Here is a 25,613-nt window from a genome sequence, read left to right as displayed (position 1 = left end):
CCAACCGCCGACTCTAACTCTACGGTTGGACTAGTCCGATTGGGCAAGCCATTGTCATGCTTGGGCTCTTTTTTGCCTCCCTCGCACTCGCACAGTATGGCAGCACGCATTTCAGGGATGCCAATTTCTATCTGCTGCCGAGTCGGGGGTGGGAACTTCTGGCCGGCGCACTGGTGGGCCAGGTCATGCACGGCACAGCTGGCCGGAACGGTACGCTCAAACGCTTTGGCGTGATGGATGAAATTTTGACCGCCGTCGGCCTCGCGATGATCGTTATATCCATCGTTCTATTCTACGATACGATGCGTCACCCATCACTCATCACGGCGATTCCGATTGTCGGCACCGTACTGGTGATAGGGTTTGCCGGCAGTGGAGGAATGGTCACCAGATTACTGAGTTCGCGCCCGTTTGTATCGATTGGGCTGATATCGTACTCGTTCTATCTTTGGCACTTTCCGGTTTTTGCATTCGCACGCATCTGGATTGGCACCCTGGATGTCGGCGACAAATTCATCCTAATCGCGATCTCCTTCGCACTTGCAGCGCTTACCTACACATTGATCGAGCAGCCACTTCGCAGACGTGATGTCATCAGCAAGAAAACTCTCTATTTTTTTTGCGGCTCAATCACCGCCGCGCTGATCATCGGCTTTGGACTCGTATACACGGGCAAACTGGTTCCATACCGGTACGTGATCCTGGAAACCATGGTCAACTTCAAATACGATCCAAACGAGGATTGGCGTGAAGGCACCTGTTTTATCCAGCCTCAGAATATGCAGCAGCCGGATGTCTTCAGGAATTGCGAGATCAGCAACTACGACAGCAACAAACCAGTTCTGCTGCTTTGGGGAGACAGCCAGGCCGCCCATTTCTATCGCGGATACGAGCAAGAGTTCGGCGGCGAATATAACATCTTGCAACTCACATCCTCTCTTTGCGCTCCCCTGCCAGGAAGGAATGTCAGTAACCGACCAGGCTGCAAGGAAATCAACGATGATGTGCTCGACATGATCGTGCGCACCCGACCAGACAAAGTTCTTTTGTCAGCGGCATGGTCGGTAACAATGATCGATGATGTGAGAAACACGATCGACACGCTTCGGAAGGCCGGAATTGACGACATAGAAATCATCGGCCCCGTTCCCAAATGGGAAACGACACTGCCGGACCAGATCGCTCGCTATGTGGACAAGCACCACAGTTTCCCGGAACGCCTGAGCACCGGGCAGTCGCCATATCCATATGACGCCAACGACGCGCTTCACGCACTGACCGAGGAGATGGATGTCCCTTACTATTCGCCGATCGATATTCTGTGTCCGGATCGTAACTGCCAGACCCGTGTCGGAAAAACACCTGACTCCATTACACAATTCGATACTGCCCACCTGACACGGCAGGGCGCCATTTTTGTTGTTGGCAAGATCAAGGAGGAAAAAGCGAGGTCGGCCCAGCAAAATTAAACTGACCGCCTGATTCCTACAGCTTTGCTTCGTGCTGGTGTTCCAGGAACCAGCGATAGGCATCCTCGAGCCCATCGCGCATGCTGATCCTGGGCTTCCAGCCGAGCGCGCGCAGCTTGTCGGCCTGCATCAGTTTCCGGGGCGTCCCATCGGGCTTCGACAGGTCCTTTTCCAGATCCCCCTCGAAGCCGACCACATCCATCACCAGACGCGCCAGCGCTTCGATGGTCAGGTCTTCCCCGGAGCCGACATTCACATGCTCGTCACCGGAATAGACCTTCAGCAGATGCACCAAAGCATCCGCACAATCGTCCGCATGCAGGAACTCCCGCATGGGTGTTCCGGTGCCCCAGATCATCATGGACGGCGCACCTGCCAGCTTTGCCTCATGCGCCTTGCGGATCAGCGCAGGAATGACGTGGGAGGATTCAAGATTGTAATTATCGCCCGGGCCATAAAGGTTCGTCGGCATGGCCGAGATGTAGTCGACGCCGTGCTGGCGGCGATAGGCCTGGCAGAGCTTTATGCCTGCAATTTTCGCAATGGCGTACCATTCGTTCGTCGGTTCGAGCGGCCCGGTAAGCAGGGACTCTTCGGCGATCGGCTGCGGTGCAAATTTGGGATAGATGCAGGACGAGCCGAGGAATAACAGCCGGCCCACACCTGATCGAAACGCCGCCTCTATGACATTGGCTTCGATCATCAGATTGTCATACAGGAAATCCGCCGGGTACGTATCATTCGCCAGGATACCGCCCACCTTCGCAGCTGCCAGAACGACAGCGTCCGGCTTGTGCTCAGCGAACCAGCTGCGGACTGCCGCCTGGTTCATCAGGTCGAGTTCATCCCGCCCAGCCGTCAGGGTCTCGCAGCCCTCCTGACCCAACCGGCGCACAACTGCTGAACCAACCATGCCGCGATGGCCGGCAACAAACACACGTTTGCCGGAGAGCTCATATTCATAGTCAGACATGTCGTCTCATCCTGCAGTTCTGGCGCCGGGACCGGTCAGTCCACGCGGTTGTTGCGCCAGGTCTCACCTTTCACCACCGACAGGTCCGACTGTACCATTTCTGTCACCAGGTCGCGGAAGGGTGTGGTATGCTTCCAGCCCAACTGGGTGTTGGCCTTGGTCGGGTCGCCGATCAGCAGGTCAACTTCGGTCGGGCGGAAATAGCGTGGGTCGACCTCGATCAACACCTTGCCGGTCTTTGCGTCCTTGCCGACCTCATCGACACCCTTCCCGCTCCACTCGATCGTTACGCCGACTTCGGCGAAGGCAAGCTCAACAAATTCACGGACCGCGTGGGTTTCACCTGTCGCCAGAACCCAGTCGTCGGGCGTGTCGTGCTGGACAATGCGCCACATGCCCTCGACATAGTCCCGGGCATGTCCCCAGTCGCGTTTTGCATCCAGATTCCCGAGATAAAGCTTGTCCTGAAGGCCAAGATGGATGGCCGCAACCGCCCGCGTGATTTTACGGGTCACGAACGTCTCGCCGCGTGTCGGGCCTTCATGATTGAACAGAATGCCGTTGGAGGCATGCATGCCATAGGCTTCGCGATAGTTCACCGTGATCCAGTAAGCATACAGCTTGGCTGCGGCGTACGGGCTGCGCGGATAAAACGGAGTCGTTTCAGATTGCGGCACTTCCTGAACCTTGCCGTAAAGCTCGGACGTCGACGCCTGATAGAAGCGGACGGTCTCGTCCATTTTAAGAATCCGAATTGCCTCCAGCAGCCGCAAGGTGCCAATCGCGTCGGCATTGCCCGTATATTCTGGCGTTTCAAAGCTTACCTGGACATGGCTTTGCGCCGCCAGATTGTAGATTTCATCCGGCTGCGTTTCCTGGACGAGACGGATCAGGTTGGTCGAATCCGTCATGTCGCCATAATGAAGATGAAAACGCCCCTTAGGATCATGAGGATCCACATAAATGTCATCGACACGGCTGGTATTGAATGAAGACGAGCGACGTTTCAGCCCATGCACTGTATAACCTTTTTCAAGCAATAGGCGCGCAAGATACGCCCCATCCTGCCCGGTGGCGCCTGTGATCAGGGCTGTTTTACTCGTCATCTAAGGATTCCCATTTTGCTTTGGCTCTCCATATGGCGGAAGCCCGTTAACCTCAACCAGCTATCAACCTACCCGATCAGCTTGACACATCCGCCCATATCCGGTGAGGCCAACTACTAAGACCAGTCGAAACAGGAGCGACGCAAATGGAGGGAAGTAATCTCTTCCAATCTAATGAGGCGACAGAAGCCTGGACGAACTCCGGTTTTGTCAGCCTGCCGGTTCTGCGGCAACTGGTGAACAGCACCCGCTCGGGTGCCGCATTTACAGAAACACTCAATCGCTACCTGCTCGCTTTCAATGGGTCAGACCGGTCCATAGAGTCGATTTCCGCCGCTGTCGCTCAGGGTGACCAGGCCGCGCTCGCCGTGCAGCAGGCGCTGATGGATCTTGGCGCCTGGACGCAGCCATACACGCCCATATCTGGCGAAACCTATACAAAACTAAAGGAAAAGATCGCCAAGGCGGGCCGGTTTGAACCGGAAACGGCAAATGTCGAACAATATCCTTACTATGTACCCGGCAAAACGCTCGGTTATGACGTCAATTGGATCCGCCAGGCTGCAGGTGAAGCAGCAGCTCGCTTCGAGCGCTTCAAGGCCGATCGAACAGGCGACACCGCCATTCTCGTGGGCAATGGCCCTTCCCTGAACAAGGTGGACTTTTCGCTGTTCAAAGGCCGGGATGTCTATGTCAGCAATTACGCGATCAAACACCCCGAACTGCGCCAGTACGCAAAAGGCGTCGCCGTCACCAATTACCTCGTCGCCGATCAGGAGCCCTACGCATTCGGACTGGATGAAAAACTGTGGAAGTTCTTCCCGTTCTGGCTTCGCAATACGCTCCACCCCGACGAACAAACGATCCTCCTGAACGCGGATGGCGGTGAGCTATTCTTCTCCGAAGACGTCCTCAAGAATGTCGCCTGGCACTCCACGGTCACCTACTTTTGGTTGCAAATCCTGTACTCGGCAGGGTACGACCGTGTGCTCATGACCGGGTTCGACAACAGCTATCAGCAGAAAGCCGCCGCCAAGGAAGGCGACCTACTGGTCCAGAAGGAAGAAGACCCGAACCATTTTGATCCGGCGTATTTCAAAGGCAAAACATGGCAAGCTGCCGACACCGGCAAAATGGAAAGCACCTATGTGCTGTCCCGCGAAAAATATGAGGCGGCAGGCAAGCAGCTGATCAATTGTACCGTCGGCGGCGCACTCGAAGCTCTGCCCCGTCAAACCCTCGAAGACGCATTGAAGCCCGCGCGCGCCATTCCTCCGGCTGTCCCTGAATCGCCGCGCATCGCGCTGGTGACAGCCTTCTGGAAAGGTGATGCGCAAACGGCCGAGCGGCACTATCGGGCAACACAGAAGTACGCCCCCGCCGGGGTCGATCACATTCACGTCTTCAAGCATGGCGAAAGCCAACTCCCGCACCTGACAATGCCGCGAATTGTCTGCGCTGACCTGGAGCACAGGTTTCCGGATGCCGTCGACAAACCGCACCCGGCCGGCCCGAACCTGACCTTCATTTGCTCAGCTCAGCTGATGAAGGAAATGGGATACACACATTTCTTCTGGTTCGAACCGGACTGCGTGCCGACCCAGAAAGGGTGGCTGGACCCCTTTCTTGCTGCGCTTGAGGCCAACCCGGACGAACCGGTCATTGGAACCGGCGGCGGCACCGTTCAGCCAGGCAAACCCCATTGGAAAAACCACTTCGCGGGATGCTCCCTCTATAGCGTCGAGGCGCTTGCAGATCTCGACTGGGACCGCCTGATTGAAAAGGAACTGGATGTCTCGTTCGATGTCTGGCTCGCTCGCGAACTCGGCTACATTGAGCTCGGCGCACAGAACGATCAGGACCAGGATGACACGATCATTTTCGGCGAGCACAGGTACAACTGGACCCTGACGCGCAAACCGGAATCGGTCGTTACCGGCATGTTCGAGCACTGGCGCCCCGAAAAATTCCTGTCGAAAGAGCAGCTCGAAGAGCGCCTCGGCTGGCCGCAGTTTAAACTGTTCCACGCGATCAAGGACCCGGAACTGCTGGAGAAGGCATCCCGCCTCGGCTCGCCGAAAGCTGCCATCATCATCATCAACTACAACAATGGCGGATATCTCAGCGAGGCGATTGCATCGGCACTCAGCAACCAGCAACATTATCCCGATACGGATGTCATTGTTGTGGACGACGGGTCCACAGACACCTCAGCAGACATCATCCGGAGTTTCGGAAGCGATATCACCGCAGTTTTCCTTGAGCACGGCATCAATATTCCGAACTTCAATCAACAGCGCGCGATGAAGGCAGCGCTGGCTGAAACCGACGCTGAAATCATCTGTCTGATGGATGGTGACGACCGGTTCGATGCCAACAAGGTCGCCTCTGTTGTCCCAGTATTTGACGAACTGGATGTGGTCTTGTGCCAGCATGGCATGCAACTGATCGACAAATCCGGCGCCCCGCTCGACGGACGCGGCACACTCTTTCCGGATGAAGAGATCACACTGGAACTCTACGAACGTGAGGGCCGGGTCAATTTCTACCAGCCGACCAGCGGCCTTGTGTACAGACGCGCCTATCTTGAGAAATGCCTCGAATGGCTCCTGCCTGACGAACATGTTTCGACCTGGCTGGACGTCCGCACAACGCGGCTGGCGCCGGTTTTCGGCAAGGTTGTGAGTCTTAAGGATGTCCTGGGCGACTGGCGCCGGCACCCAAAATCGGATTCAATCCGCACAGATAACGTAAAGGAGCGGGTCGCTCTTCACCATGCATGGTACGAAGAAGAGTCAAACCGCCAAAGAGTGAACATGAAATCCACGCAAGATAACACGGCGAACGGTCTTCTGCGCGCCAGCCATGCTCAGGTCGATGAGACTGCGATCGTTGCTCATCTATTGAAAGCGCGCAAAGGACGCCAGCATGTCATGCTGGATGTCGGTGCACATTTTGGCACGTCGGCTGGCTACTTTCACTCTCTCGGCTGGAGCATCCACTGCTTCGAACCGGATCCGAACAATCGGAAGAAGCTCACGGCTCGTTTCGGCGAAGCAGAAAATGTTCGCATTGATCCGCGTGCGGTGAGTGACAAGCCCGCTACGGGGCTGGAGTTTTTTACATCGGATGAAAGTACCGGCATCAGCGGCTTGCATGCTTTCCGCGATACGCATTCGGTTACCACAAAGGTCGACGCCACCACTGTGGCAGAAATTGTCCGTGATCGAGGGATCAAGTCCGTCGATTTCCTCAAGATCGATGTCGAAGGTTTTGACCTGAATGTCCTGAAAGGCGTGCCCTGGGACGACCTGACACCGGACGTCGTCGAGTGCGAATTCGAAGACGCGAAGACCCTCAAGCTTGGTCACGACTGGAAAACCGTGGCCGATTACCTTCAGGACAAAGGGTATGCCGTCTATGTGAGTGAATGGCATCCGATCGTTCGCTACGGCATCCCCCATGACTGGCGCAGGGTGTTTGCTTATCCCGAACATGAAGTCGATCAGAATAGCTGGGGGAACCTACTGGCTTTCCGTGAAGATCCCGGATTGGAGGCTGTAGAGTCGGCTTTCAACCAGCTTGTCACACGGCGTGCTATGCCCACTCCCCAGAAAGTTCCACCGAAAACCGTCCAACCGTCCCCTCACGTGCCCCCTCCGGTACGTGCCGGCAGCGAGCCCCCCGCCTCTTCCAAAAAAGTCTGGTATTATTCTATGGCTCACAAGCTGCGTTCTGTATCTCCCCTGATGTTCGAGCTGCTCCGGTTTGCCCGTCGCGCAATGGTTCATGTGATGCACAGCCGGATTCTGCTGGCCGCTCTTGTCGCAATTGCCGCTCTGGTCGCCTGGTTCAGCCTGGACGCCCGCTTCGGTGGTCTTCGCCCCTGGCTGCTGGTCAGCACGGCATTCGGGGTCCTGACCCTGATCCTCACCTATGTCGCAGCCCGCGCCTATGCACATGCCGCTTCGCTGCACATTGAAACGCATGATCTGAAGGCGGAGCTTCTGCGGCTTCGCGAACAGATCAATCAGTCATCCCAGATCGACAAAAAGCTTGCCCTTCGCGATGCCCGGATCAACGAAATCCGTACATCTCTTGAAAATGCCAGGACCATGCTCGAAAAACAGGGCACTGAGCTCAAACAGATCGAGGCTCTCAAGAAAGCGGATGCCGATCTAGAGGCTCAAAGAAAATCCCTTGAGGAGACCGTCGAAGCCGTACGCCACAAACTGGGCCGGGTTGATTCTATCCTGACGCAGAAAATTGTGGAAACGAAGGTATCTATCGATCACGCGAATAACCGGGCGCGCGCGGGTGTAGAAACTGCCACGGTCCTCTCCGGACAAGTCACAGAACTGGAATCCCGCTTGGCCGCAACCGACAAGTGGGCCCAGTTCGACAATACCCGCTGGTACCAGCACTTTAACCGTCGGCTGAGCGATCAACACATTCAGACATTGGAGAATGAGTGGCGCAAACGCCTTTCGGTGCCGATATCCAAACAAGTGCTTGGCTACATGGCTTCGCGCGCTTGCGACATCGAACGCCGTCTCGACGGGCGCCTCGCCACCTCCGTGGAGGATATTCTCCTACGCACGCTGGTCGCCCGTGCTGTCAAGGGCAAGACCCTGGATGTACTTGAGATCGGCACCCTCTTCGCCACCGGTGCCGCGATCATCTACGATTCCGCTGCGCCACATTTCGACAAGGCCCACTTCACCTTGCTCGATCCGCTGGAAGGCTATTACAATCAGACGCAGGCAGACATTCTGACCGGACAGGTCATCAATGAAGACGCTGTGCGCCGCAATCTCGCACGGGTCGGCATGTCTGACGACGAATTTACGCTGATCAAACACCTCAGCACCGAACCGGAAGCCATGGAAGCCGCCAGTAGGAAAACCTACGATGTCCTGATCATCGACGGTGACCATTCCTATGCAGGCGTGAAGGCAGACTTCGAGAACTATGCCAGCATGGTGAAGCTCGGTGGATACATCATTTTGGATGATTACAACTCGCCGGACTGGCCTGACGTAACCGACTATGTCGACAAGGAACTCGCCGGTCATGATTTCGTTTCGCCAGTCGGCGCAAGCTGGCGGACGTGCGTCTACCGTGTGGTGAAGGCACCTGCAAAGTCAGGCCGGACTACACCAGTCATGTCACCGGAGTCAGCAACAACGCCTTATCTTGAACGCCAGACAAAGGCCGACGACATCCACTAATCAGATCCCCTGCCCGATATCATCGGGCGGGGGCTTTTACTGATTATCAATTGGAAAGTCCGGCTGTTGTTCACTCATTTTCATTCACTGGAATGCAGTGAATACCTGAATTTGAACTGGTTCCTGCAGGTGAGTTCGGTAAACCTGAACACGGTGATACGGCAGCGGCATCGAATCCGGATGAAGGAGCAGGACGCGTGGGATTTGGTGGAAATCCGCTAAAAAGGGAACGGCAGACGCTGCCGCCTGACCCAAAGCGGACGGTGCTGAATCCGCCTTCAATCTCGATTGTCACGCCGAACTTCAATTCGGTCGAGTATATCGATCGTACCATGAAGTCGGTGCTCGATCAAAATTATCCCAATCTCGAATATGTCGTCATTGACGGCGCGAGCACGGATGGATCGCAAGCAGTTATTGACAAGTACCAGGACAGGTTGAGCGCATATGTATCTGAGCCGGACCAGGGGCATGTCGATGCCCTCAGCAAGGGCTTCGCGATGACCTCCGGCGACATCATGGGCTGGATCAATTCTGACGATCTGCTCCTTCCCGGATCGCTGGCCGCAATCGGCGAACTCTTCTCTAAATACCCGGAAGTCGAATGGGTTACGGGTCAGCCATCCGCACTGCACGATGACGGCACCTGGAAACTCCACAAGCCGCTCAGCTGGTCGCGTATCCGCTTCCTGAACGGGAACTATCGCTGGATCCAGCAGGAGTCGACTTTCTGGCGCCGCTCACTGTGGGATCGCGCGGGTGCCCATCTGTCGCGTGACGTAGACATCGCCGTCGATTTCGAACTCTGGGTCCGGTTCTTCCGCCACGCAGAACTTTATACTTACCAGATGCCGCTTGGCACGTTCCGGTATCGGGAAGGACAACGCTCCGTCGCCTTCGCGGACCGCTATGAAGCCGAAACCCTTTCGATCATCCAGCGCGAAGCAGAAACGCTGGACGATGCATATCGCAAGACATTCCAGGCCATGCTTCCCGAGACAATTCATCCGCTCACACCTGCGGAAGCTGACGCGCTCGACCGGAAATTGTCCATCTGCGATCCTCCAATGATCACGGCAGAAGACGTCTCCCGGCGTGAAGAGTCGCTATCGCCTGAACCAACGTCGTCTGTCATCCGGCGCGACACGGCCGAATACCTGCTCACCTGCGACGACCTCACACCCTTCAAGGACCTTCACGCAGGCGAACGCTGCTTCATCATGGGTAACGGCCCCTCCCTGAACAAGATGGACCTCGGCAAACTCGAGGGAGAGACCGTCTTTGGATGCAATAGCATCTTTCTCCTGTTCGACAGGATCAACTGGCGGCCAACCTACTATGCCTGCGTTGACTCCCGCGTCTTGCCAGACCGGGCAGCCGACATAGACAACATGCTTGCCGACTGCCCAACCATAACGGCGTTCTTTCCTAATGAGGTTGTGGAACATTCGGGCGAAATGAGGCGTTTCCCCACACGTACAATCCTGCCTCCGGCAGAAGGTCGGTACTATTTCAGGGAACAGCAAAACTCGCTCAAGAACCTGCCCTATTCGATGTTCTCGACTGACATCGACGACCACATCGTCCAACCCTACACCGTCACCATCACGATGTTGCAAATAGCCATCTATATGGGCTTCTCCGAGATCTACCTGATCGGCTGCGATACGGATTATACCGTACCGGAAGACACGGTGAAGGAAGGCGTGAAGGCGAATGGAGAAGCTGGTCTCGCCCTGACTTCAACGCATGACAACGACCCAAACCATTTCGACCCACGTTACTTTGGCGCAGGCCGGAAATGGCACGATCCGCAGACAGATATGATGATCGAGCACCACCGCTATGCCCGCACGGTCGGTGAACTTCTGGGCGTTGAGATTTACAACGCCACAGTCGGCGGAAAACTTGAAGTCTATCCACGCCGCGATTTCGACAGCCTGTTTGACGGCAACGCCGCCGCGACCGTCACAAAGCCCAGAAAGCCGGTACGTCCGGAGGAAAATAATCGCCGGGCTACGAGTTTATTGCCAGCGGGATATTCAGCGGAGGTCGAGGTCTCCGCCGGGCGCGTATGGTATGCCGGACCAGCCCTGAAGCTGCGCGAAGCGTCTCCGCTATTGTTCCATGCGCTACGTGCCACAAGGCGCTTCGCTGCCCGTATCTTAGCGAGTCCGCTTCTGCTGCTTCTTCTCGCTGGTATGCTTGGTCTGGCAGCTTGGATTGGACTTGGTTCACGCTTCTGACGCGTTGTCGGCAATCGCTCAGTAATCGATGGCATCCGTCCGGATCATGCGGGCCTTGCCAAAGGCTTGTTCGACAATCGCAAGCGGTGCGAGATCAAAATCCGACTTGCCGGCACGCACGAGACCAGCGAAATGCTGGTACACGCCATCATATTCCGAGACATCGGCTGGCGGTGCCTGCCTTCCCCCGATAGACAGCGTTGCCCCGCCATCAGAAAGCTCCAGGACATCGCCGTTCTCTGCAACGAGCCGGATTGTCCAAATCTCCTCAGCCTCCGAATGGAATTCGAACGCAACATTCAGGCTCGCGGTAGCGCCGGCAAGTTCGAAATCGGCGGCGATCGGCGTTCCGGCATTTGCTGGCATCCTGAACACCGGCGAGCGTACTTCCCAATTTATCGGGTAAAGCGCCGTCAGGATGGAAAGTGCGTTGATACCGGGGTCGAACACACCAAACCCGCCGGCCTGCCATAGCCAGCCCTGCCCCGGATGCCACTTGGCGGCATTCTCCCGCCACTCAATGGAACCGGCCCGCAGCGCGCGGCGACGCGCCCAGTCTTTCGCCATGTCCATATGCGGGGAATGGCGGGAGTGCCAGGCCGCATACAGGCTCGCTGCCCTCGCGTTCGCTAGGTCCCTGATGGATTCCGCAGCAGCGAGCGTCTGAGCCGGTGGCTTTTCCAGAAGCAACGCGCACGGGCCCTCGAGCAGCTTTCGACACAATTCCATCCGGGGCTGTGGCGGTGTGCAAACCGCAACCGCATCGAATGACAGGCCGGCCTCAAAGACAGCATCAAGTGTGGGAAAAACCGGAATCTCTTCATCGGGACTGGAGACCGGATCGACCACAAAGGCCAGATCAAAATCCGGGCTTCTCCGGATGGCCGGCAGGTGCTGATCCCGGGCGATCTTTCCCAGTCCGACAACACCGATACGGATCGGTTCCATCAATGTCTGCCTCACGGTCTCAGTCGTTGGTTTAGGGCCGGATTATCAATGCTGCCCGCATGACCGGACAGCCAGAACATTCGGGAGAGACGCTACCCCCTCTTACGGACCAGTTTTGGGCCGGATTGGTGCCCATCAGATCGATCCAGACGTTTCCAGGTGTGCGGCACAGTGATGGCCCCCCATGTCGGGTGAGAGGCCGAAAGGACGTGCAGGTCAGGATTTTTCTGCCGGAACAGGAATTCCGGACCATCAAGAATCGTCAGCATCGACTTGATGGCACCTGGATTCAGGTAGCCGCCTTCCACCTCCAGCAGGAGATCGACAGTCTCCCCTTTCCGCACATCGAACTTGTGTGAATTGATCTGCGTCGACAAGCCCGTCGTATAGTGTGTGTTCACTGCCCAGACCGGAATACCAATAATCAGGTTACGGACGTCAATATTCGACGTGAACTTGATGCGCATGGCGTAAGGTTGATTGAAAGCCACTTCTTCAATCGGCTCGCCTGACGTGTCGCACCAGAAATGCTGCACATCTGAAACCGCACCCTCATTGTGGAATGTTGGCCCCATGGCCGCAATCAGTTTCTGGTTGGCGTCCGCTGCGGGCGTGCCGGAGTCGAGCGATTCATACACTTCGATCGCTTCTTCGGGATCTCCCTCGAAGTACACCTGCCCTTTGTGCATCACGATGACCCGGTCGCAGAACTTCGCCACATCGCTCATCGAGTGAGAAACGAACACGAAGGCGGAGCGGTCGCGCATTTCCCGCACCTTCGCGAGGCATTTCTGGCGGAACCTGAAATCACCAACGGCCAGTACTTCATCGATCACCAACACGTCTGGCGACACGATCGCCATAACGGAAAAGGCGAGACGCATGCGCATCCCGGCAGAATAGCTTGCCAGCGGCGCGTGGATGGCATCCCCCAGTTCCGAGAAGGAAATGATCTCGTCCAGATGGGCCCGCGTCTCCTGCCGCGTGAAGCCGAGTGCCGCTGCACGCAGAAAGATGTTTTCATGCCCACTTGCGGCGGACTGGAAACCGGCCTGCAAATCGATCATCGCCGCCGAAGAGCCGTGCACGACAACTTCACCGGCATCCGGCGGGATCTGACCCGCGAGCATCCGCAGCAGGGTTGTCTTCCCCGATCCATTGAGCCCGACAATCCCGATCGCTTCCCCTCTGGCGAGGTCAAACGACACATTCTGGACGGCCCAGAACTGCGAACCTTTTATGGTGATCTTGGTGGACGGGCGGATACCGAAGAATGCACGCCAAGCGGCCGCACCCAGCTTGCGCCGGACATCCTTCTTTTGCCGGGCGTAAACTTTGCCCACTTCCTTCACCTGAAGGATCGGCATTCCAGGATCGGGCATATCTTGCTGGGTCATACGGTCTCCCGGATGCGGAGTTCCATGACGTAGAAGAAACGCAAGGACAGCAGGGAAAGAACGACCGCTACGCCCGCCCAGGCAAGCAAGGCGGCTGCGTCCGGGTGTCCTCCGAAGAACAGGAAATCACGCGCAGATTTGATAAAGACGTTGAAGGGATTGTAGTTCTCGGTCACGGCCAACGGCCCCAGAGTGCTGATCGGGAAAATCACGCCGCTCAGGAATATGCCATACTGGAGCACTATCGTCGTCAGGCGCTCAACATCCGTATAGATCATGTTGAAAATCGACAATGTCAGGCCAATCGACAGGCAGAACAACAGGCCGCTCGAGATCGCAAGAAGCAACCAGAGAATGTTGACTTTGGGGACCGGACCGAAAACAGCGACCAGGACGGCTACAAGGACCAGTCGAACCAGCGTGTCGAAACACAGCTGAGCGAATGACGAGCTGATCGCCGCTGTAAGGGGAATGGAGGTTTTCATCGCCTCCTGCGTCCGCGACTTCACCACCTGAATGGATCGCGTAATTACGCCGGTCAGCAGCATCCACATCGTCACATTGAAGCTGAGGTAAACCGCTGGCGGGATTCCTTCGAAACGGGGGAACACCCTCAGGCTGACAAGAAGGATGTAGACCGAAATCGGTATCAGCGGCAGCGTGAAGTTCCAGAACACACCGAAGACCGTGCCTCGATATGTATTCTTGAAGTCCGCAGCGAAAATCGTGGCGATATGGGACCGGTATTGCCTGATCTCTCCGATGAGCGCGGCAATTGCCGAAAATATATTGGCGTCGGCACGATTGTTGGGACGATAGGACCGCTGTGGAGTTCCTGATTTGATGTCAGACAATTCCCGCTACTCCACTATGCGTGTTGATGATTCGGAATGGAGACATCACTCGCTGCAATCCATTTTGTTGCTGCCCGAGCGTTTAATATGTGTCAACGTAACGAATGAAGCTGGGCATGCCGTCCAGACAACATGAAAATTTTGTTATGTTGGCGCATTCGCAATGCCTGCAAGCCGTCCACGCGACGACCTACAACGAAAGCACGCCGGTTACGCTACAAAACGCCCCAAGATGGAACAGCATGTGGCACAAGGGCGCTTCTAAAGCACAGCTTGCGAAACACTTTCCCTGCGGCAGGATTAACTTGCTTCACGGAATCGAGGTTTCTATACCGGATAGACCTTTGATCTGGAATTCAGGCGAAGTTGTAGCTTCATGACGACTGTCAGCATTATTTTCCGTGCCCTCAACGAAGAAAAATGGCTCGGAGAGGCTTTGAAGGCCTGCCTTGCGCAGAAGCTGAATCCGGACACCGAAGTTGAATTGATTCTCGTGGACTCCGGCTCGACGGACAACACGATCGCCATCGCACAGGAACATGGCTGCCAGGTGTTCCACATCAGCAAGTCGGAATTCACTTTCGGACGGTCGCTGAACATTGGCTGCGATGGCGCGACCGGCGACTACCTGGTCTTCATCTCGGCGCACTGCATTCCCTGCAGCGATACCTGGTTGGAGCACCTGATCGCACCGCTCAAGGCCGGCCAGTGCGATTATACCTATGGTGGTCAGGTGGGCATGCCGGGGGTAACACATTTTTCCGAGGCACAGGTCTTCGCCCACTATTACGGTCAGGAAAGCGATCTCACCCAACAGGGCTTCTTCTGCAACAATGCCAACGCTGCCGCGACCCGTAAGGCTTGGGCGGCGCACCGGTTCGACGAAAACGTCACCGGCCTGGAAGACATGGTCCTCGCCAAGGCCATCGTCGGCGCTGGCGGGCAGATTGGCTATGTCGCCGATGCCGCCGTAACCCACATCCACGAGGAAAGTCTGCAACAGACCCACCGGCGCTATTTCCGCGAAGCGCTGGTGATGCGCGACATCATGCCGGAAGTGCACTTCAACCTGTTCGACTTCATGCGCTGCCTAACGGCCGGCATCACGAACGACCTGATCGAAGCGGCCCGTCTGAAACAGTTCCGGAAACACGCGCTCGACATCGTCGCCTACCGGTTCATGCAGTACTGGGGCACCTATCGCGGCCACAACAATCACCGCGAGCTCTCCCGTGCCCAGAAAGAGCAATATTACTATCCGCGCCGCGTACGCCAGCGGCCGGAATCGCCCCATAGGCCAGCCCGAAAGGACGAGGCCCAGAAAATCCATGCCGAGGCGAAATCCTCGCATTGACGCCGAGCCGGAAGCCACGCAAACACCGCTCCCATGATATACGGTAAACGACTGACGGCGCTCCTGCCGATGAAGGCGCACAGCGCGCGGGTGAAATCCAAGAATTTCCGGGACATCGCCGGAAAGCCCCTCTTCCGCTGGATCCTCGATACGATGCTCGAAGTGCCCGAGATTGACCTGGTGGTCATCAATACGGACGCACGCGACATTCTCGCGGCCGAGGGCCTGCAGGATGGCGAGGCAAACGGCCGGGTCATGATCCGCGACCGCAAACCGGAAATCTGCGGCGATTTTGTTTCGATGAACCTCGTCCTTGGCGACGACATCGCGAACGTCCCCTCAGACCATTACCTGATGACGCATACGACGAACCCGCTGCTTTCTCCGGCAACGATCCGCCGGATGCTGGACGCCTATATGGCGGGCGTGGAAGCTGGCACGGCAGACTCGCTGTTCACGGTGAACCGCCTGCAGACGCGTTTCTATACGCCAGAAGGCGCGCCGATTAATCACGATCCGGACAATCTGATCCGGACGCAGGATCTCGATCCCTACATGGAAGAGAATTCGGTCGGCTACCTGTTCTCGCCGGATAGCTTTGCGGCCACCGAGGCACGTATCGGCAAGAAGCCGATCCTGTTCACGACGCCGAGCCTGGAATCTGTCGACATCGATGAGCCGTCCGACTGGTTCATTGCTGAATCCCTGCTGCGCCGCGTGGCAGCGGGCGAAACCCTGCCGGAGAGCTGATCCCGATGGCCACGCCCCGCATCCTCGTCACCTGCCCGCCCATGCTGGGCCTCTTCTCAGAGTTCGAAAACGACTTCCACGCTGCCGGCCTCGAAGGCATCGCCGCGAAGACCACGCAGGTGCTGAGCGAAGACGAGCTGATCGCCCTGCTGCCGGACTATGACGGCTGGATCATCGGCGACGACCCGGCCAGCCGGCGCGTCATCACGGCGGCCAAGGCCGGCAAGTTGCGCGCCGCGGTAAAATGGGGCGTCGGCGTCGACAATGTCGATTTCCCCGCCTTCAAGGATGTCGGCGTGCCGGTCGAGAACACGCCCGGCGTGTTCGGTGGTGAAGTGGCGGACGTCGCGCTCACCTATACGCTCGGCCTTGCCCGCGAGACCTACCGGATCGACCGCGAGATCCGCCAGAACAATGGCTGGCCGAAGCCCAGCGGCATTTCCATGACCAGACGTACCGTTGCGCTGGTCGGCTTTGGCGATATCGGCCGCCAGACCGCGAAGCGCATTCTCGCCTGCGGCAGCAACGTCATCGTCTACGATCCCTTCTTCAAACCCGCCGAAGGCCTGGATGTGGAACACGCCGCCTGGCCAGAGCGCCTTGATGAAGCCGACTTCCTGATCTTCACCTGCCCGCTGACGGCAGAGACCCGAGGCATGTTCAACAAGGACCTCTTCCCCCGCCTGAAACCGGGTGTGCGGGTTGTGAATGTCGCGCGCGGTCCGGTCATTGTGGAAGACGCCCTGATCGAAGCGCTGACGTCCGGCCTTGTCCATTCGGCCGCGCTCGACGTGTTCGAGGTCGAGCCCCTCCCGGCGAACTCGCCCCTGCGCGGCTTCGACAAATGCATCTTCGGCTCGCACAACGGGTCGAACTCGGCAGACGCTGTCCGACGGGTCAGCCGGATCGCGATCGGAAAAATGGCTCGTCTGCTGGGTGAAAGCTGAGCCGGCCAGCAGGGACCCGCCTTCCGCGATTCCCCGTATATCCGCCTTAATAAAAATCTTCCCGGCGCCGTGCTGAGCAGCCTCGCCTTCAAAGTGCCAATGGGCACGATCGAGAACAACCAGATCGCTTCGGCAGATTTCGGCGGTCCGGTTTATGGCAGCGCCATCCTGGCCATTCCGAATTAACTGAAGATCTTCTTCGCCCGGTTCGCCTCCAGCCCGGACCTGCAAGCTGTCTTCTCCGGCGGCGCAGCATTCTCGCTCACGACAGGCGAGCTGACCAGCGCGGCGAGGCCCAGTGCCAGCACGAATTTCTCAGCGACGGAAGATGGCCGCCTCATCATCGAAAACCGGCGCGGCTATGCGGTCGCCTACACGCTTTACGTATTCAATCGCTGACCCAAGCCGCCTGGCGGAAATAGAGGGGCCGGGCTTTCGGGTTTTTCTCCGGCCGGTCCTTCTCTGGCCGGATCACAGTGACGGCGAGCGGTTGGCCCGAAGCCAAGGGCGTCTCGAAATCCAAACGGATCTGATTGCCGGACCGCTCTATCTTTCCGACAGGCACGCTTGCGCTGACGGCCAGGTCATCTGGTTTGCCATCGAAGGAAAGGCTCAGGCCGCGAACCGGGGTCTCGAAATAATGTGCGAGGGACAGCGTCGCCTGTGACGCGATCTGGCCATCCGCCCGCAGGCCGTAAAGACTCTGCCCGAACTGACGCAGATGTTTCAGCACCCGGTCCTTCAGGACGGGCGGCCAGATCATGTCAGCAATGGCGTGAATGGCGAAGGCGCGGAAGATTTCCTTCTGCTTCTCCTCGGGCGTGTGCGCCGCAATTATGGCGCGCAGCTCCGTGCGGCGGCCGCGATTGAGCGATGCCGATTTCGTGTCCGCGCCCCACAGCACTTGTGACATCGGCGCGTCTATGAAGGCAAATTTTGCCCCGGCCTTGTAGAGCCGGATCCAGAGATCCCAATCCATGACATAGTGCAGGTCACGGTTCAGTCCGCCCACGGAATCATAAGTCTTGCGGCGAAAGAAACAGGACGGCTGGGAAATGATGCAGCCTTCGAACAGGCGCGGGCCCGGCGGTTCGACATTGAAGTGATAGCCGGTCATTGCGGAGGCTTCGTCGATGATCGTGCTTTGCCCGTAAATCACGTCGAGGTCCGGCTCGCCCGCCAGCTTTTTCCGCACATGGTCCAGCGCGCCCGGCATCAGGATATCATCGGCATTCAGCCAGCCCAGCCACTGGCTGTCCACATTTGCCCAGCCTTCGAGGATGGCGTCCGACTGGCCCTTGTCCGGTCCATGGCGGCGATAGGCCAACCAATCGGCCTCGGCATCGCCGATCGCTTTCACGCGCGGATCGCCTGAGGCGTCCAGCAAGGCAACGGCGACGTCCGGGCCCTGTGCCTTCAGGCTGGCCAGCGCATGCGGGAGGAAGGGGTGCCAGGCTCCCACCGGCACGGAAATGGCAAATCTTGGCATAGGGTCAGCTCCGGGCGGGGTCCAACATATCGGGCGCGGCGGTCGGCACTTCCGGTCTGACGACAATCCGCTGTCCCAACAGGTTCATCGGGTTCCAGGCCATGACGCGCATCAGCTCTCCCAGTGACGCTGTGCGGCTCGGCGGACCGAAACTGTGATCTGCCCGGATACGGCCCAAACCGGCAATACCCGCCATCAGGCCGCGCCAAACCGGGCCGGCATGGCCTTTCGTGGCTCCGCGCAGCAGGATCGCGAGCGTCATGGCGATATGGCCCGGCAGGGTCAGCACCAGCAGCGGCGCGGGCGTATTCTTCGCATAGGTCCACAGGCGGTTCCGCGTGCCATGGAACAGCGCGAACTCGCTCACCCGGCCAGTGATCCCGCTGCCCGCATGGGACACGACCGCCCGCGGCAGGAAGATGCAGCGCTCACCCGCCAGCCGCATCCGGTAACCGAGATCGACATCCTCGCAATAGCAGAAGAAGCGTTCGTCAAAGCCGCCATGGGTCAAATAGGTCTCCCGATGGAACACCGCAGACGCCCCGCAGGGTGAGAAGCACTCTCCCTCCTCCGGCAGTTCGCTGACGGGCCGGCCGAACCCGCCGCGCCACGGAATGCCGAAGCCGAGGAAATTGTCGCCCGCCCCGTCCAGTACCTGCTCATCGTCCAGCGACAGCTGCGTGCAGGTAAACATGTGCACATCCGGATGACGCCGGATGCCGTCCATCACCTGGTCCAGCCAGTCCGGCCGCGCAGCCGCGTCGGGGTTCAGCATGGCTACCCAGGGCGCCTTGGCGGCCTTCACGCCGACATTGCTGCCCTCGGCAAAGCCCAGATTATCATCCTGTTTCAACAACCGGAATTCCGGAAGCCCGCCCGTGTCGAGATTGTCGGCAGAACCGTCGGTCGAGGCATTATCGACAACGATCACTTCGAAATTACGGAAAGCCTGTACGCGCAGGGAATCCAGCGCTGCCTGCAGGTAGCCCTCGCCATTATAGTTCACAATAAGAACTGAGATGGCCGGCAAGAATTCCTCCACTCCCGGCGACTCGCCGGTCCGCCCCGCATCTTTCTTATATACCGCGGATTGGCAACATCAGGCCTGCAACTGGCGCGCGAGTAACAAAGCCTGCATTGTCGAAATGCGTAATCCTCTGTGACTTGCCGCCAGCCGCGCTGCAGCCTATCGGGGCAGCGTACAGTACAGGACAAAGCCCATGAGCCTCCCCTTCATCGACCTTCAGGCCCAGCGCAAACGCATCGAGAATGAAGTCAACGCCGCCATTCTCTCCGTTGTCGAAAGCGGGCGCTATGTGCTCGGCCCGGAAGTAACCGAGCTGGAAAAGCAGCTCGCAGCCTGGTGCGGCGCGAAACATGCGGTCAGCTGCGCCAACGGCACCGATGCCATCGCCCTGCCGCTGATGGCATGGGAAGTGGGCCCGGGCGACGCGGTCTTCTGCCCCTCTTTCACCTTCGTCGCCACGGCGCAGGTCGTGCCCTGGACGGGCGCCTCGCCGGTCTTCGTCGACATCCTGCCCGACACCTACAACATGGACCCGGCGAGCCTCGAGGCCGCCATCGCCCGCGTGAAGGCCGAAGGCAAGCTGACCCCCAAAGTCGTCATCGCCGTCGACCTGTTCGGCCAGCCGGCCGACTATCCCGCCATCAAGGCGATCTGCGACCGCGAAGGCCTGAAGCTGATCTCCGACAATGCGCAGGGCTTCGGCTGCACGCTGAACGGCAAGGCGACGACCGACTGGGCCGACATCGCCACGACCAGCTTCTTTCCGGCCAAACCCCTCGGCTGCTATGGCGACGGCGGCGCGGTGGTGACCAATGACGACCGGCTCGCCGAACTGGTTGAGGCGCTGCGCGTCTATGGCAAGGTGACGCCGACGGATGCCGCCGAGCGCAACTTCCACCACGACCCGAAATACCTCTCGCTGCGCGTCGGCATGAACTCCCGCCTCGACACAATCCAGGCGGCTGTCCTGCTGGAGAAGCTCAAAATCTTCGGCGACGAGATCGAGCAGCGCCAGAAAGTCGCTGCACGGTACACGGAAGGTCTGAAAGACCATGTCCGCCGCGTGCCGCATGTCATTGACGGCGGCAAGAGCGTCTGGGCGCAATACGTCATTGAGCATGAGAACCGCGACGGCCTGCAGGCGCATCTCGGCACGCAGGGCATTCCGTCCATGGTCTACTATCCGGTGCCGATCCACATGCAGGACTTCGCCGCCGAATGGGCCCCGCCCGCCGGCACCCTGCCCGTCACCGAAGCGGCCAGCAAATTCGTCATCGCCCTGCCGATGCACCCCTATCTCGGCGAAGAAGACCAGGACCGCGTGATCGAAGCGATCCGCGCGTTCAACGGCTAGCCCGAACGGGCGTCAGGTCTGCGGGGCTGACTGTACCACGTCGACCCATTCGGCGTGGGTCAGTTCGGCGAGGCGTTCCGGAGTGATCCGGATCGCCGCGTTCGGCGCGCCGCCGGCAGGAAAGACTTCCCGGAACGCCCGGATCGAAACATCGCAATAAACCTGAAGCGGGTGTGACAGCCCGAAAGGCGTGACCCCGCCGACGGGATGACCGGTGCGGCTTTCCACCTCGTCCGCTTTCACCATCCGGGCCTTGGTGCCAAACCGCGCCTTGTATTTCCGGTTGTCGAGCCGCGCATCGCCGCGCGTGACGAGAATGATCACCTCGTCACCCACATATAGCGACAGGGTCTTGGCGATCTGCCCCGGCAACACGCCAAGGGCTTCGGCGGCAAGATCGACTGTGGCCGTGCTCCGATCCAGCTCAAGAACTTCAAGGTCCGGCGCAGAGGCGTTCAGGGCGGCTTTGACCGATTGCAGGCTCATGAAGTCGTCATCCGATTTTGAGTGGCGTCGTGAAGCAGATTATTCGGGTTCCTGATTGAGTGGCGTGTTTCCGCGCGCCTTCAGATCCTGAAGCATCGCGTTGAGAGCCCAAATGACAGCCCGCGCCATCCGGTCGGCATCGAGGTCCCACTGATCGCGCATTTCACGCCAGGCAAATCCGCTGCAAAGCAATTGCATCACGGCAGTCGCCTCCCTGGCATCCGCCGGACCGAGCTCTTTGACGGCATCGGCAAACACATCTGTATACGCAGCGACGCGTTCCGCCTTGCGCTCGTTGCGCATGGTGCGCCCCTCGACGCTGGACATAGCCATCATGGTCGCGTCGGCATTCGAATCGAACATGCGGAAATGATCGCGCAAGCCATGGTCGAGCAGTGTATCCAGATTGTCCGGCATGGCGCCGGTGGAGGTTAACAATGTCCAGATACGTGCGCGCAGCGCGGTCTGGTCTTCATAGCGGCGGTAAACGGTTCGCCGCGAAACGCCCGCCACTTCGGCCACCCTGTCATGATTGAGGACGCCGCCTTCACCCATCACTTTCAGGAGGGCGGCATCGATCGGATCGATCTGCTCGCTTCCGGAAGCCTTGGAACCGGAAACGCTATTGCGGGTATGGCGATTTGATGTGTTCTGCTTGGTCATGATGTCCTGATAAAGCGTGGCACAAATTGTGTCAAACCGTATTGACACAATTTGTGCCACGTGAAAAAAGCGCGCCTTCACTGAGCATGAAAGGAAAAGTCAGTGTTGTTCCATCTTTCGATAGATGCGCATGATCCCGAGCATGTTGCCGGTGTGATTGCTGAATTGTGGGAAGGCGAAGCATTCCCGTTTCCGCCCGTCATTGAAGGCAGCTGGATCGCCATGGCCGGAGATGCGCGCAATACCGCCGTCGAGGTTTATCCGCGTGGAACCGAACTTCACATGGCGGAAGGCTCCGGCGACGGCTATGGCCTGCCCGGATCAGGCGGACGCTCGCCAACCCATTTCGCCATGGCGACCAATTTGACCCTGGAAGCGGTCATGGCCATTGCCGAACGGGAAGGCTGGCCAGCCAAATACTGCAAGCGCGGCGACATCTTTGGTGTCATTGAAGTCTGGGTGGAGGGGGACCGCATGGTCGAAATCCTGACCCCTGACATGCAAGCGGAATATCTTGCGACGATGACCATTGATGGCTGGAAAGCGTTCATGGCCAGCCTGGGCGCCGCGGCCTGACCCTTCATCCGTAAGCGTTCAATCCACTCCCGACTACTGGCCTGAACCTCGGCCAGCTCCTCCCCCTGTCCAAACAAGACAAATGACCTGAACCGGAGCCCCCTTGCCTCCGGTTTCCCTTGGCCTTTGCCTGAAATGAAAGACACAAACAGATGTTTAGAAAAGCGATTACCGGCTGTGCCTTCATTGTCGCAGCCCTCGCCCCTGCTGCTGTCGCAGACACGTTCAGCGGCCCCTATGCCGGGCTGGAAGCCGGCTACGAAGATTTCACTGATGACCTCGACGGAGGTGTGTACGGCGGTTTCGCCGGCTGGGACATTCCGGTCTTCGACAACTGGGTACTCGGCATTGAGGGCCGGCTGGCCGAGCCGGACTCCTCGTTCCGGATGTCACGCGACACCGCTACCGGGACGGCTGTTTCGGCGATCGATCTGAATGAGCAGTATGGCGCAAGCCTCCGGTTGGGCCGCGTCTTTGGTGAGCGCACCCTCGTCTTCGGCCAGATCGGTCACGAATGGTTCGAAGTGGACGCAACCATAACACACACCCCGAACCCGCCTTGCCAGCAGTGCGCCTCGACGGTCGATGATTTTTCATTCGATGAGGAAATGCCGACCTATGGAGCCGGCATCGAGCATGCCCTGACCAGCAAGGTCCGTGCACGCCTCGTCTACACCTATGGCGATGGGGACGCATACGAGCGCAACCGTCTCAGCGTGGGCGTCGCCTTCGCATTCTGATCTCGGGCAGCGCTTAGGTGCCCCGCCTCAGATGCTTGAGGCGGGGCACAATTTATCCAACGCCTGTTACCGGCTGTAATAATCCGAGATCAGATCGAACATGAGCCGGATGCGCTTGCTGGTGTGCAGCTCGCGGTGGGTCACCAGCCAGATCGGTACGTCGAAAGGTTTGAACCCGGGCCAGACGATTTCCAGGTCCGGGAACTGATCCACTTCATCCGCGATGAAGAGGCCGACGCCGAGGCCTTTCCGGGCCAGCTCAATGGCCGCCAGGCCACTGTCGGCAGACACGGTGAAATTCGATCCCGTCAGGGCGAGCCCGTTCTGCTTCAGAGGCGCAATCAGCGTGTCGCGCGTATCCACCCCGATGAAATTCAGCTGCTGAAGATCTTCAACGCTCCGCGGCCGCCCGACCCGGTCGAGATACTCCCCCGAGGCATATAAGGTTGCGGACGTCGTTCGCACCTTCTTGGCGATCAGTTCCGGCTCGCTGGGTCTGGCATGGCGGATGGCGATATCCGCCTCGCGCTGGATGAGATCCTGCAATTGGTTGGACGTGCGGATCTCGACTTCGATGTCTGGCGCCATTTTCCGCAGACTGATGAGAATATCCGGCAGATGATAACAGGCCAGCGTGTCTGTCGTCGCGATGCGGACAAGGCCCGCAACGGCCTGTGACTGGCCGGAGGCAGAGAGAGATAGTTTCGCCGCCGCTTCGTACATCGCCCGCACATGATCCAGAACCTCGAGGCCGGCAGACGTCAGGATCGTCGTGCGCGGGCCGCGCTCGAACAGGGTGATCCCCAGCGTCTCTTCCAGCGCGCTGACCTGCCGGCTCAGCGTCGGCTGGGTCACGCCAAGGGCGCGCGCGGCCGCCGACAAGGACCCCTCCTCCGCGGTCGCGAGGAAGGCGCGCGCCTGGTTCCAGTCGAAGTCTGCCGCATCCCAGTTCATCGATTTGCGTATACCACTTCCAGATTTTTACGCAATTTATGCATGGCGAGGCTTCGGCTATCTACGCCCTGACAGAGAACCGGCGCTTGCCGGAAACCATGCCGAGGCTGCCATGACCCTTTCAGAAAGCGTTCCAGTTCCTTCCAGCCGCCGGGAATTTCCCGACACCCGGCCGCCCGCCGGAATGAAGTCGATCGGGCGTCTGACCGGGGCGCTCTACCTGTTGCTCGCCATCATTGGCGGCGCCGCCTATTTCCTCGTCTCGGAAACCCTGATCGTCCATGGCGACGCCGCCGCCACAACACAGAACATTGTCTCGCACGAGCCCCTGTTCCGGGCAGGTGTTGCTGCGTGGCTGATAACCGCCCTGATCGATGTCGTCCTCGCCTACCTGTTTTACTGGATCTTCGCCCCGGCAACGCCAATGCTGGCCCTGGTGTCGATGGTCTTCCGCCTCGCCTATGTCGCGGTCCATGCCGCCGCGCTGACCCGTCTTTTCGACATAATTACGCTGATCGATCAGGGCGCCGCGACAGCAAACCCGGACCAGATCCTCTTCCTCGCCGAAGCGCATCTGAACGGGTTCATGGTGTCGCTCCTGTTTTTCGGCGTGCACCTGATCCTTCTGGCGGCGATGATTGCCAGAACCGGCTATATGCCGCGCCTGATTGCCATTCTGCCGGTGCTGGCGGGGCTCGCCTATTTGGCCGATACGTTCGCCCTGGCATTGCTGCCATCGACATCTGCGATGTCCGGGTATATCGATCTTGCGGTCACGATGATGGCATCACTCGGCGAAATCGGCTTCCTGCTCTGGCTGCTGTTTGCCGGGCTGAAGACTGCAACACCGAACCGGGGACCCGATTGATGACTTTCGTTCCCATACGCACCCTGGTCTTCTTCATTATCGGTTTCCCGGTGGGGTTCATTCTCACCGCGCTTGTGTTCGCGGTGACGCAAACCCCCATTTCGGCACCGGCGATCTTCCCATGGGCCCTTGGTCTGCCACATGAAAACTGGTCCGGTAATTGAGTGAGAGTCGGCTTCGA

At 58.6% G+C, this 25,613-nt stretch carries 22 protein-coding genes; 11 read left to right on the top strand and 11 right to left on the bottom strand.

Annotated elements, in window-relative coordinates; translation table 11 throughout:
- Nucleotides 1-56 precede the first annotated feature (56 nt).
- Nucleotides 57-1,469 carry an acyltransferase family protein gene (locus HY17_RS10870; protein ID WP_034766518.1) on the top strand — a complete coding sequence of 471 codons (1,413 nt, stop codon included), beginning with the start codon at nucleotides 57-59 and terminating at the stop codon, nucleotides 1,467-1,469.
- A gap of 16 nt (nucleotides 1,470-1,485) precedes the next feature.
- Here HY17_RS10870 and HY17_RS10865 read toward each other — a convergent pair whose 3' ends face one another.
- Both HY17_RS10865 and gmd read right to left on the bottom strand, forming a co-directional pair.
- Complete coding sequence (locus tag HY17_RS10865; protein WP_034766517.1) at nucleotides 1,486-2,442, bottom strand: GDP-L-fucose synthase; 957 nt, start codon at nucleotides 2,440-2,442, stop codon at nucleotides 1,486-1,488.
- A gap of 35 nt (nucleotides 2,443-2,477) precedes the next feature.
- Complete coding sequence (gmd, locus tag HY17_RS10860; protein WP_034766516.1) at nucleotides 2,478-3,548, bottom strand: GDP-mannose 4,6-dehydratase; 1,071 nt, start codon at nucleotides 3,546-3,548, stop codon at nucleotides 2,478-2,480.
- Between the two features lie 146 nt (nucleotides 3,549-3,694).
- Here gmd and HY17_RS10855 point away from each other — a divergent pair, with 146 nt between their 5' ends.
- Both HY17_RS10855 and HY17_RS19445 read left to right on the top strand, forming a co-directional pair.
- Nucleotides 3,695-8,779, top strand: coding sequence for an FkbM family methyltransferase (locus HY17_RS10855; protein WP_034766515.1), 5,085 nt, complete (start codon nucleotides 3,695-3,697; stop codon nucleotides 8,777-8,779).
- Nucleotides 8,780-8,976: 197 nt separating this feature from the next.
- Nucleotides 8,977-11,025, top strand: coding sequence for a glycosyltransferase (locus HY17_RS19445; RefSeq protein ID WP_051599984.1), 2,049 nt, complete (start codon nucleotides 8,977-8,979; stop codon nucleotides 11,023-11,025).
- An 18-nt stretch (nucleotides 11,026-11,043) separates the two neighbouring features.
- Here HY17_RS19445 and HY17_RS10845 read toward each other — a convergent pair whose 3' ends face one another.
- The 3 genes from HY17_RS10845 to HY17_RS10835 form a co-directional block, all read right to left on the bottom strand.
- A complete protein-coding gene (locus tag HY17_RS10845; RefSeq protein ID WP_034766514.1) occupies nucleotides 11,044-11,973 on the bottom strand; it encodes a Gfo/Idh/MocA family protein in 930 nt (309 codons plus the stop codon).
- 92 nt (nucleotides 11,974-12,065) lie between these two features.
- Nucleotides 12,066-13,370: a polysaccharide ABC transporter ATP-binding protein gene (locus HY17_RS19440; RefSeq protein WP_051599982.1), complete on the bottom strand. Its 1,305-nt coding sequence runs from the start codon at nucleotides 13,368-13,370 to the stop codon at nucleotides 12,066-12,068.
- Nucleotides 13,367-14,224, bottom strand: a complete 858-nt coding sequence (locus tag HY17_RS10835) for an ABC transporter permease (protein ID WP_034766513.1) — start codon at nucleotides 14,222-14,224, stop codon at nucleotides 13,367-13,369. Before HY17_RS10835 ends, HY17_RS19440 begins: the two co-directional genes overlap by 4 nt.
- Before the next feature lie 376 nt (nucleotides 14,225-14,600).
- Here HY17_RS10835 and HY17_RS10830 point away from each other — a divergent pair, with 376 nt between their 5' ends.
- Genes HY17_RS10830 through HY17_RS10820 form a run of 3 tightly spaced genes read left to right on the top strand, consistent with a single transcriptional unit; the run spans nucleotide 14,601 to nucleotide 17,275 of the window.
- On the top strand, nucleotides 14,601-15,578 hold the full coding sequence (locus HY17_RS10830; RefSeq protein ID WP_051599981.1) for a glycosyltransferase family 2 protein: 978 nt from the start codon (nucleotides 14,601-14,603) through the stop codon (nucleotides 15,576-15,578).
- 33 nt (nucleotides 15,579-15,611) lie between these two features.
- Entirely contained in the window at nucleotides 15,612-16,328 is a 717-nt protein-coding gene (locus HY17_RS10825; protein ID WP_233348759.1) for an acylneuraminate cytidylyltransferase family protein, read from the top strand.
- Between the two features lie 5 nt (nucleotides 16,329-16,333).
- Nucleotides 16,334-17,275 (top strand): phosphoglycerate dehydrogenase, encoded by a 942-nt coding sequence (locus HY17_RS10820; RefSeq protein WP_034766512.1) that lies wholly within the window; start codon nucleotides 16,334-16,336, stop codon nucleotides 17,273-17,275.
- A 182-nt stretch (nucleotides 17,276-17,457) separates the two neighbouring features.
- Here the strand turns inward: HY17_RS10820 and HY17_RS20255 are convergent, their stop codons facing one another.
- Genes HY17_RS20255 through HY17_RS10810 form a run of 3 tightly spaced genes read right to left on the bottom strand, consistent with a single transcriptional unit; the run spans nucleotide 17,458 to nucleotide 19,794 of the window.
- Nucleotides 17,458-17,619, bottom strand: coding sequence for a hypothetical protein (locus tag HY17_RS20255; RefSeq protein WP_155843606.1), 162 nt, complete (start codon nucleotides 17,617-17,619; stop codon nucleotides 17,458-17,460).
- Nucleotides 17,620-17,663: 44 nt separating this feature from the next.
- Entirely contained in the window at nucleotides 17,664-18,764 is a 1,101-nt protein-coding gene (locus HY17_RS19435) for a glycosyltransferase (protein ID WP_051599979.1), read from the bottom strand.
- Between the two features lie 4 nt (nucleotides 18,765-18,768).
- On the bottom strand, nucleotides 18,769-19,794 hold the full coding sequence (locus HY17_RS10810) for a glycosyltransferase family 2 protein (protein ID WP_175354447.1): 1,026 nt from the start codon (nucleotides 19,792-19,794) through the stop codon (nucleotides 18,769-18,771).
- A 190-nt stretch (nucleotides 19,795-19,984) separates the two neighbouring features.
- Here HY17_RS10810 and HY17_RS10805 point away from each other — a divergent pair, with 190 nt between their 5' ends.
- Nucleotides 19,985-21,145: a DegT/DnrJ/EryC1/StrS aminotransferase family protein gene (locus HY17_RS10805; RefSeq protein ID WP_034766510.1), complete on the top strand. Its 1,161-nt coding sequence runs from the start codon at nucleotides 19,985-19,987 to the stop codon at nucleotides 21,143-21,145.
- A 12-nt stretch (nucleotides 21,146-21,157) separates the two neighbouring features.
- Here the strand turns inward: HY17_RS10805 and HY17_RS10800 are convergent, their stop codons facing one another.
- Both HY17_RS10800 and HY17_RS10795 read right to left on the bottom strand, forming a co-directional pair.
- Nucleotides 21,158-21,631, bottom strand: a complete 474-nt coding sequence (locus HY17_RS10800) for a YbaK/EbsC family protein (RefSeq protein ID WP_034766509.1) — start codon at nucleotides 21,629-21,631, stop codon at nucleotides 21,158-21,160.
- Between the two features lie 39 nt (nucleotides 21,632-21,670).
- Nucleotides 21,671-22,294 carry a hypothetical protein gene (locus HY17_RS10795; protein ID WP_051599974.1) on the bottom strand — a complete coding sequence of 208 codons (624 nt, stop codon included), beginning with the start codon at nucleotides 22,292-22,294 and terminating at the stop codon, nucleotides 21,671-21,673.
- Between the two features lie 102 nt (nucleotides 22,295-22,396).
- Here HY17_RS10795 and HY17_RS10790 point away from each other — a divergent pair, with 102 nt between their 5' ends.
- Nucleotides 22,397-22,870: a hypothetical protein gene (locus tag HY17_RS10790; RefSeq protein WP_034766508.1), complete on the top strand. Its 474-nt coding sequence runs from the start codon at nucleotides 22,397-22,399 to the stop codon at nucleotides 22,868-22,870.
- A gap of 152 nt (nucleotides 22,871-23,022) precedes the next feature.
- Nucleotides 23,023-23,610 carry an outer membrane beta-barrel protein gene (locus tag HY17_RS10785; RefSeq protein WP_034766507.1) on the top strand — a complete coding sequence of 196 codons (588 nt, stop codon included), beginning with the start codon at nucleotides 23,023-23,025 and terminating at the stop codon, nucleotides 23,608-23,610.
- Between the two features lie 66 nt (nucleotides 23,611-23,676).
- On the opposite strand, the gene HY17_RS10780 is transcribed toward HY17_RS10785, so the two are convergent.
- Nucleotides 23,677-24,564 (bottom strand): LysR family transcriptional regulator, encoded by an 888-nt coding sequence (locus tag HY17_RS10780; RefSeq protein WP_034766506.1) that lies wholly within the window; start codon nucleotides 24,562-24,564, stop codon nucleotides 23,677-23,679.
- 112 nt (nucleotides 24,565-24,676) lie between these two features.
- Here HY17_RS10780 and HY17_RS10775 point away from each other — a divergent pair, with 112 nt between their 5' ends.
- Together HY17_RS10775 and HY17_RS20250 are read left to right on the top strand one after the other, a co-directional pair.
- A complete protein-coding gene (locus HY17_RS10775; RefSeq protein ID WP_034766505.1) occupies nucleotides 24,677-25,432 on the top strand; it encodes a DUF4386 domain-containing protein in 756 nt (251 codons plus the stop codon).
- Nucleotides 25,432-25,596, top strand: coding sequence for a hypothetical protein (locus tag HY17_RS20250; protein WP_155843604.1), 165 nt, complete (start codon nucleotides 25,432-25,434; stop codon nucleotides 25,594-25,596). Before HY17_RS10775 ends, HY17_RS20250 begins: the two co-directional genes overlap by 1 nt.
- Nucleotides 25,597-25,613: the final 17 nt, after the last annotated feature.

The sequence above is a fragment of the Hyphomonas sp. CY54-11-8 genome, assembly GCF_000682735.1.
GTDB lineage: Bacteria > Pseudomonadota > Alphaproteobacteria > Caulobacterales > Hyphomonadaceae > Hyphomonas.
Note: the sequence above shows the minus strand (reverse complement) of the source record. Positions and strands in the feature narration are given on the sequence as shown.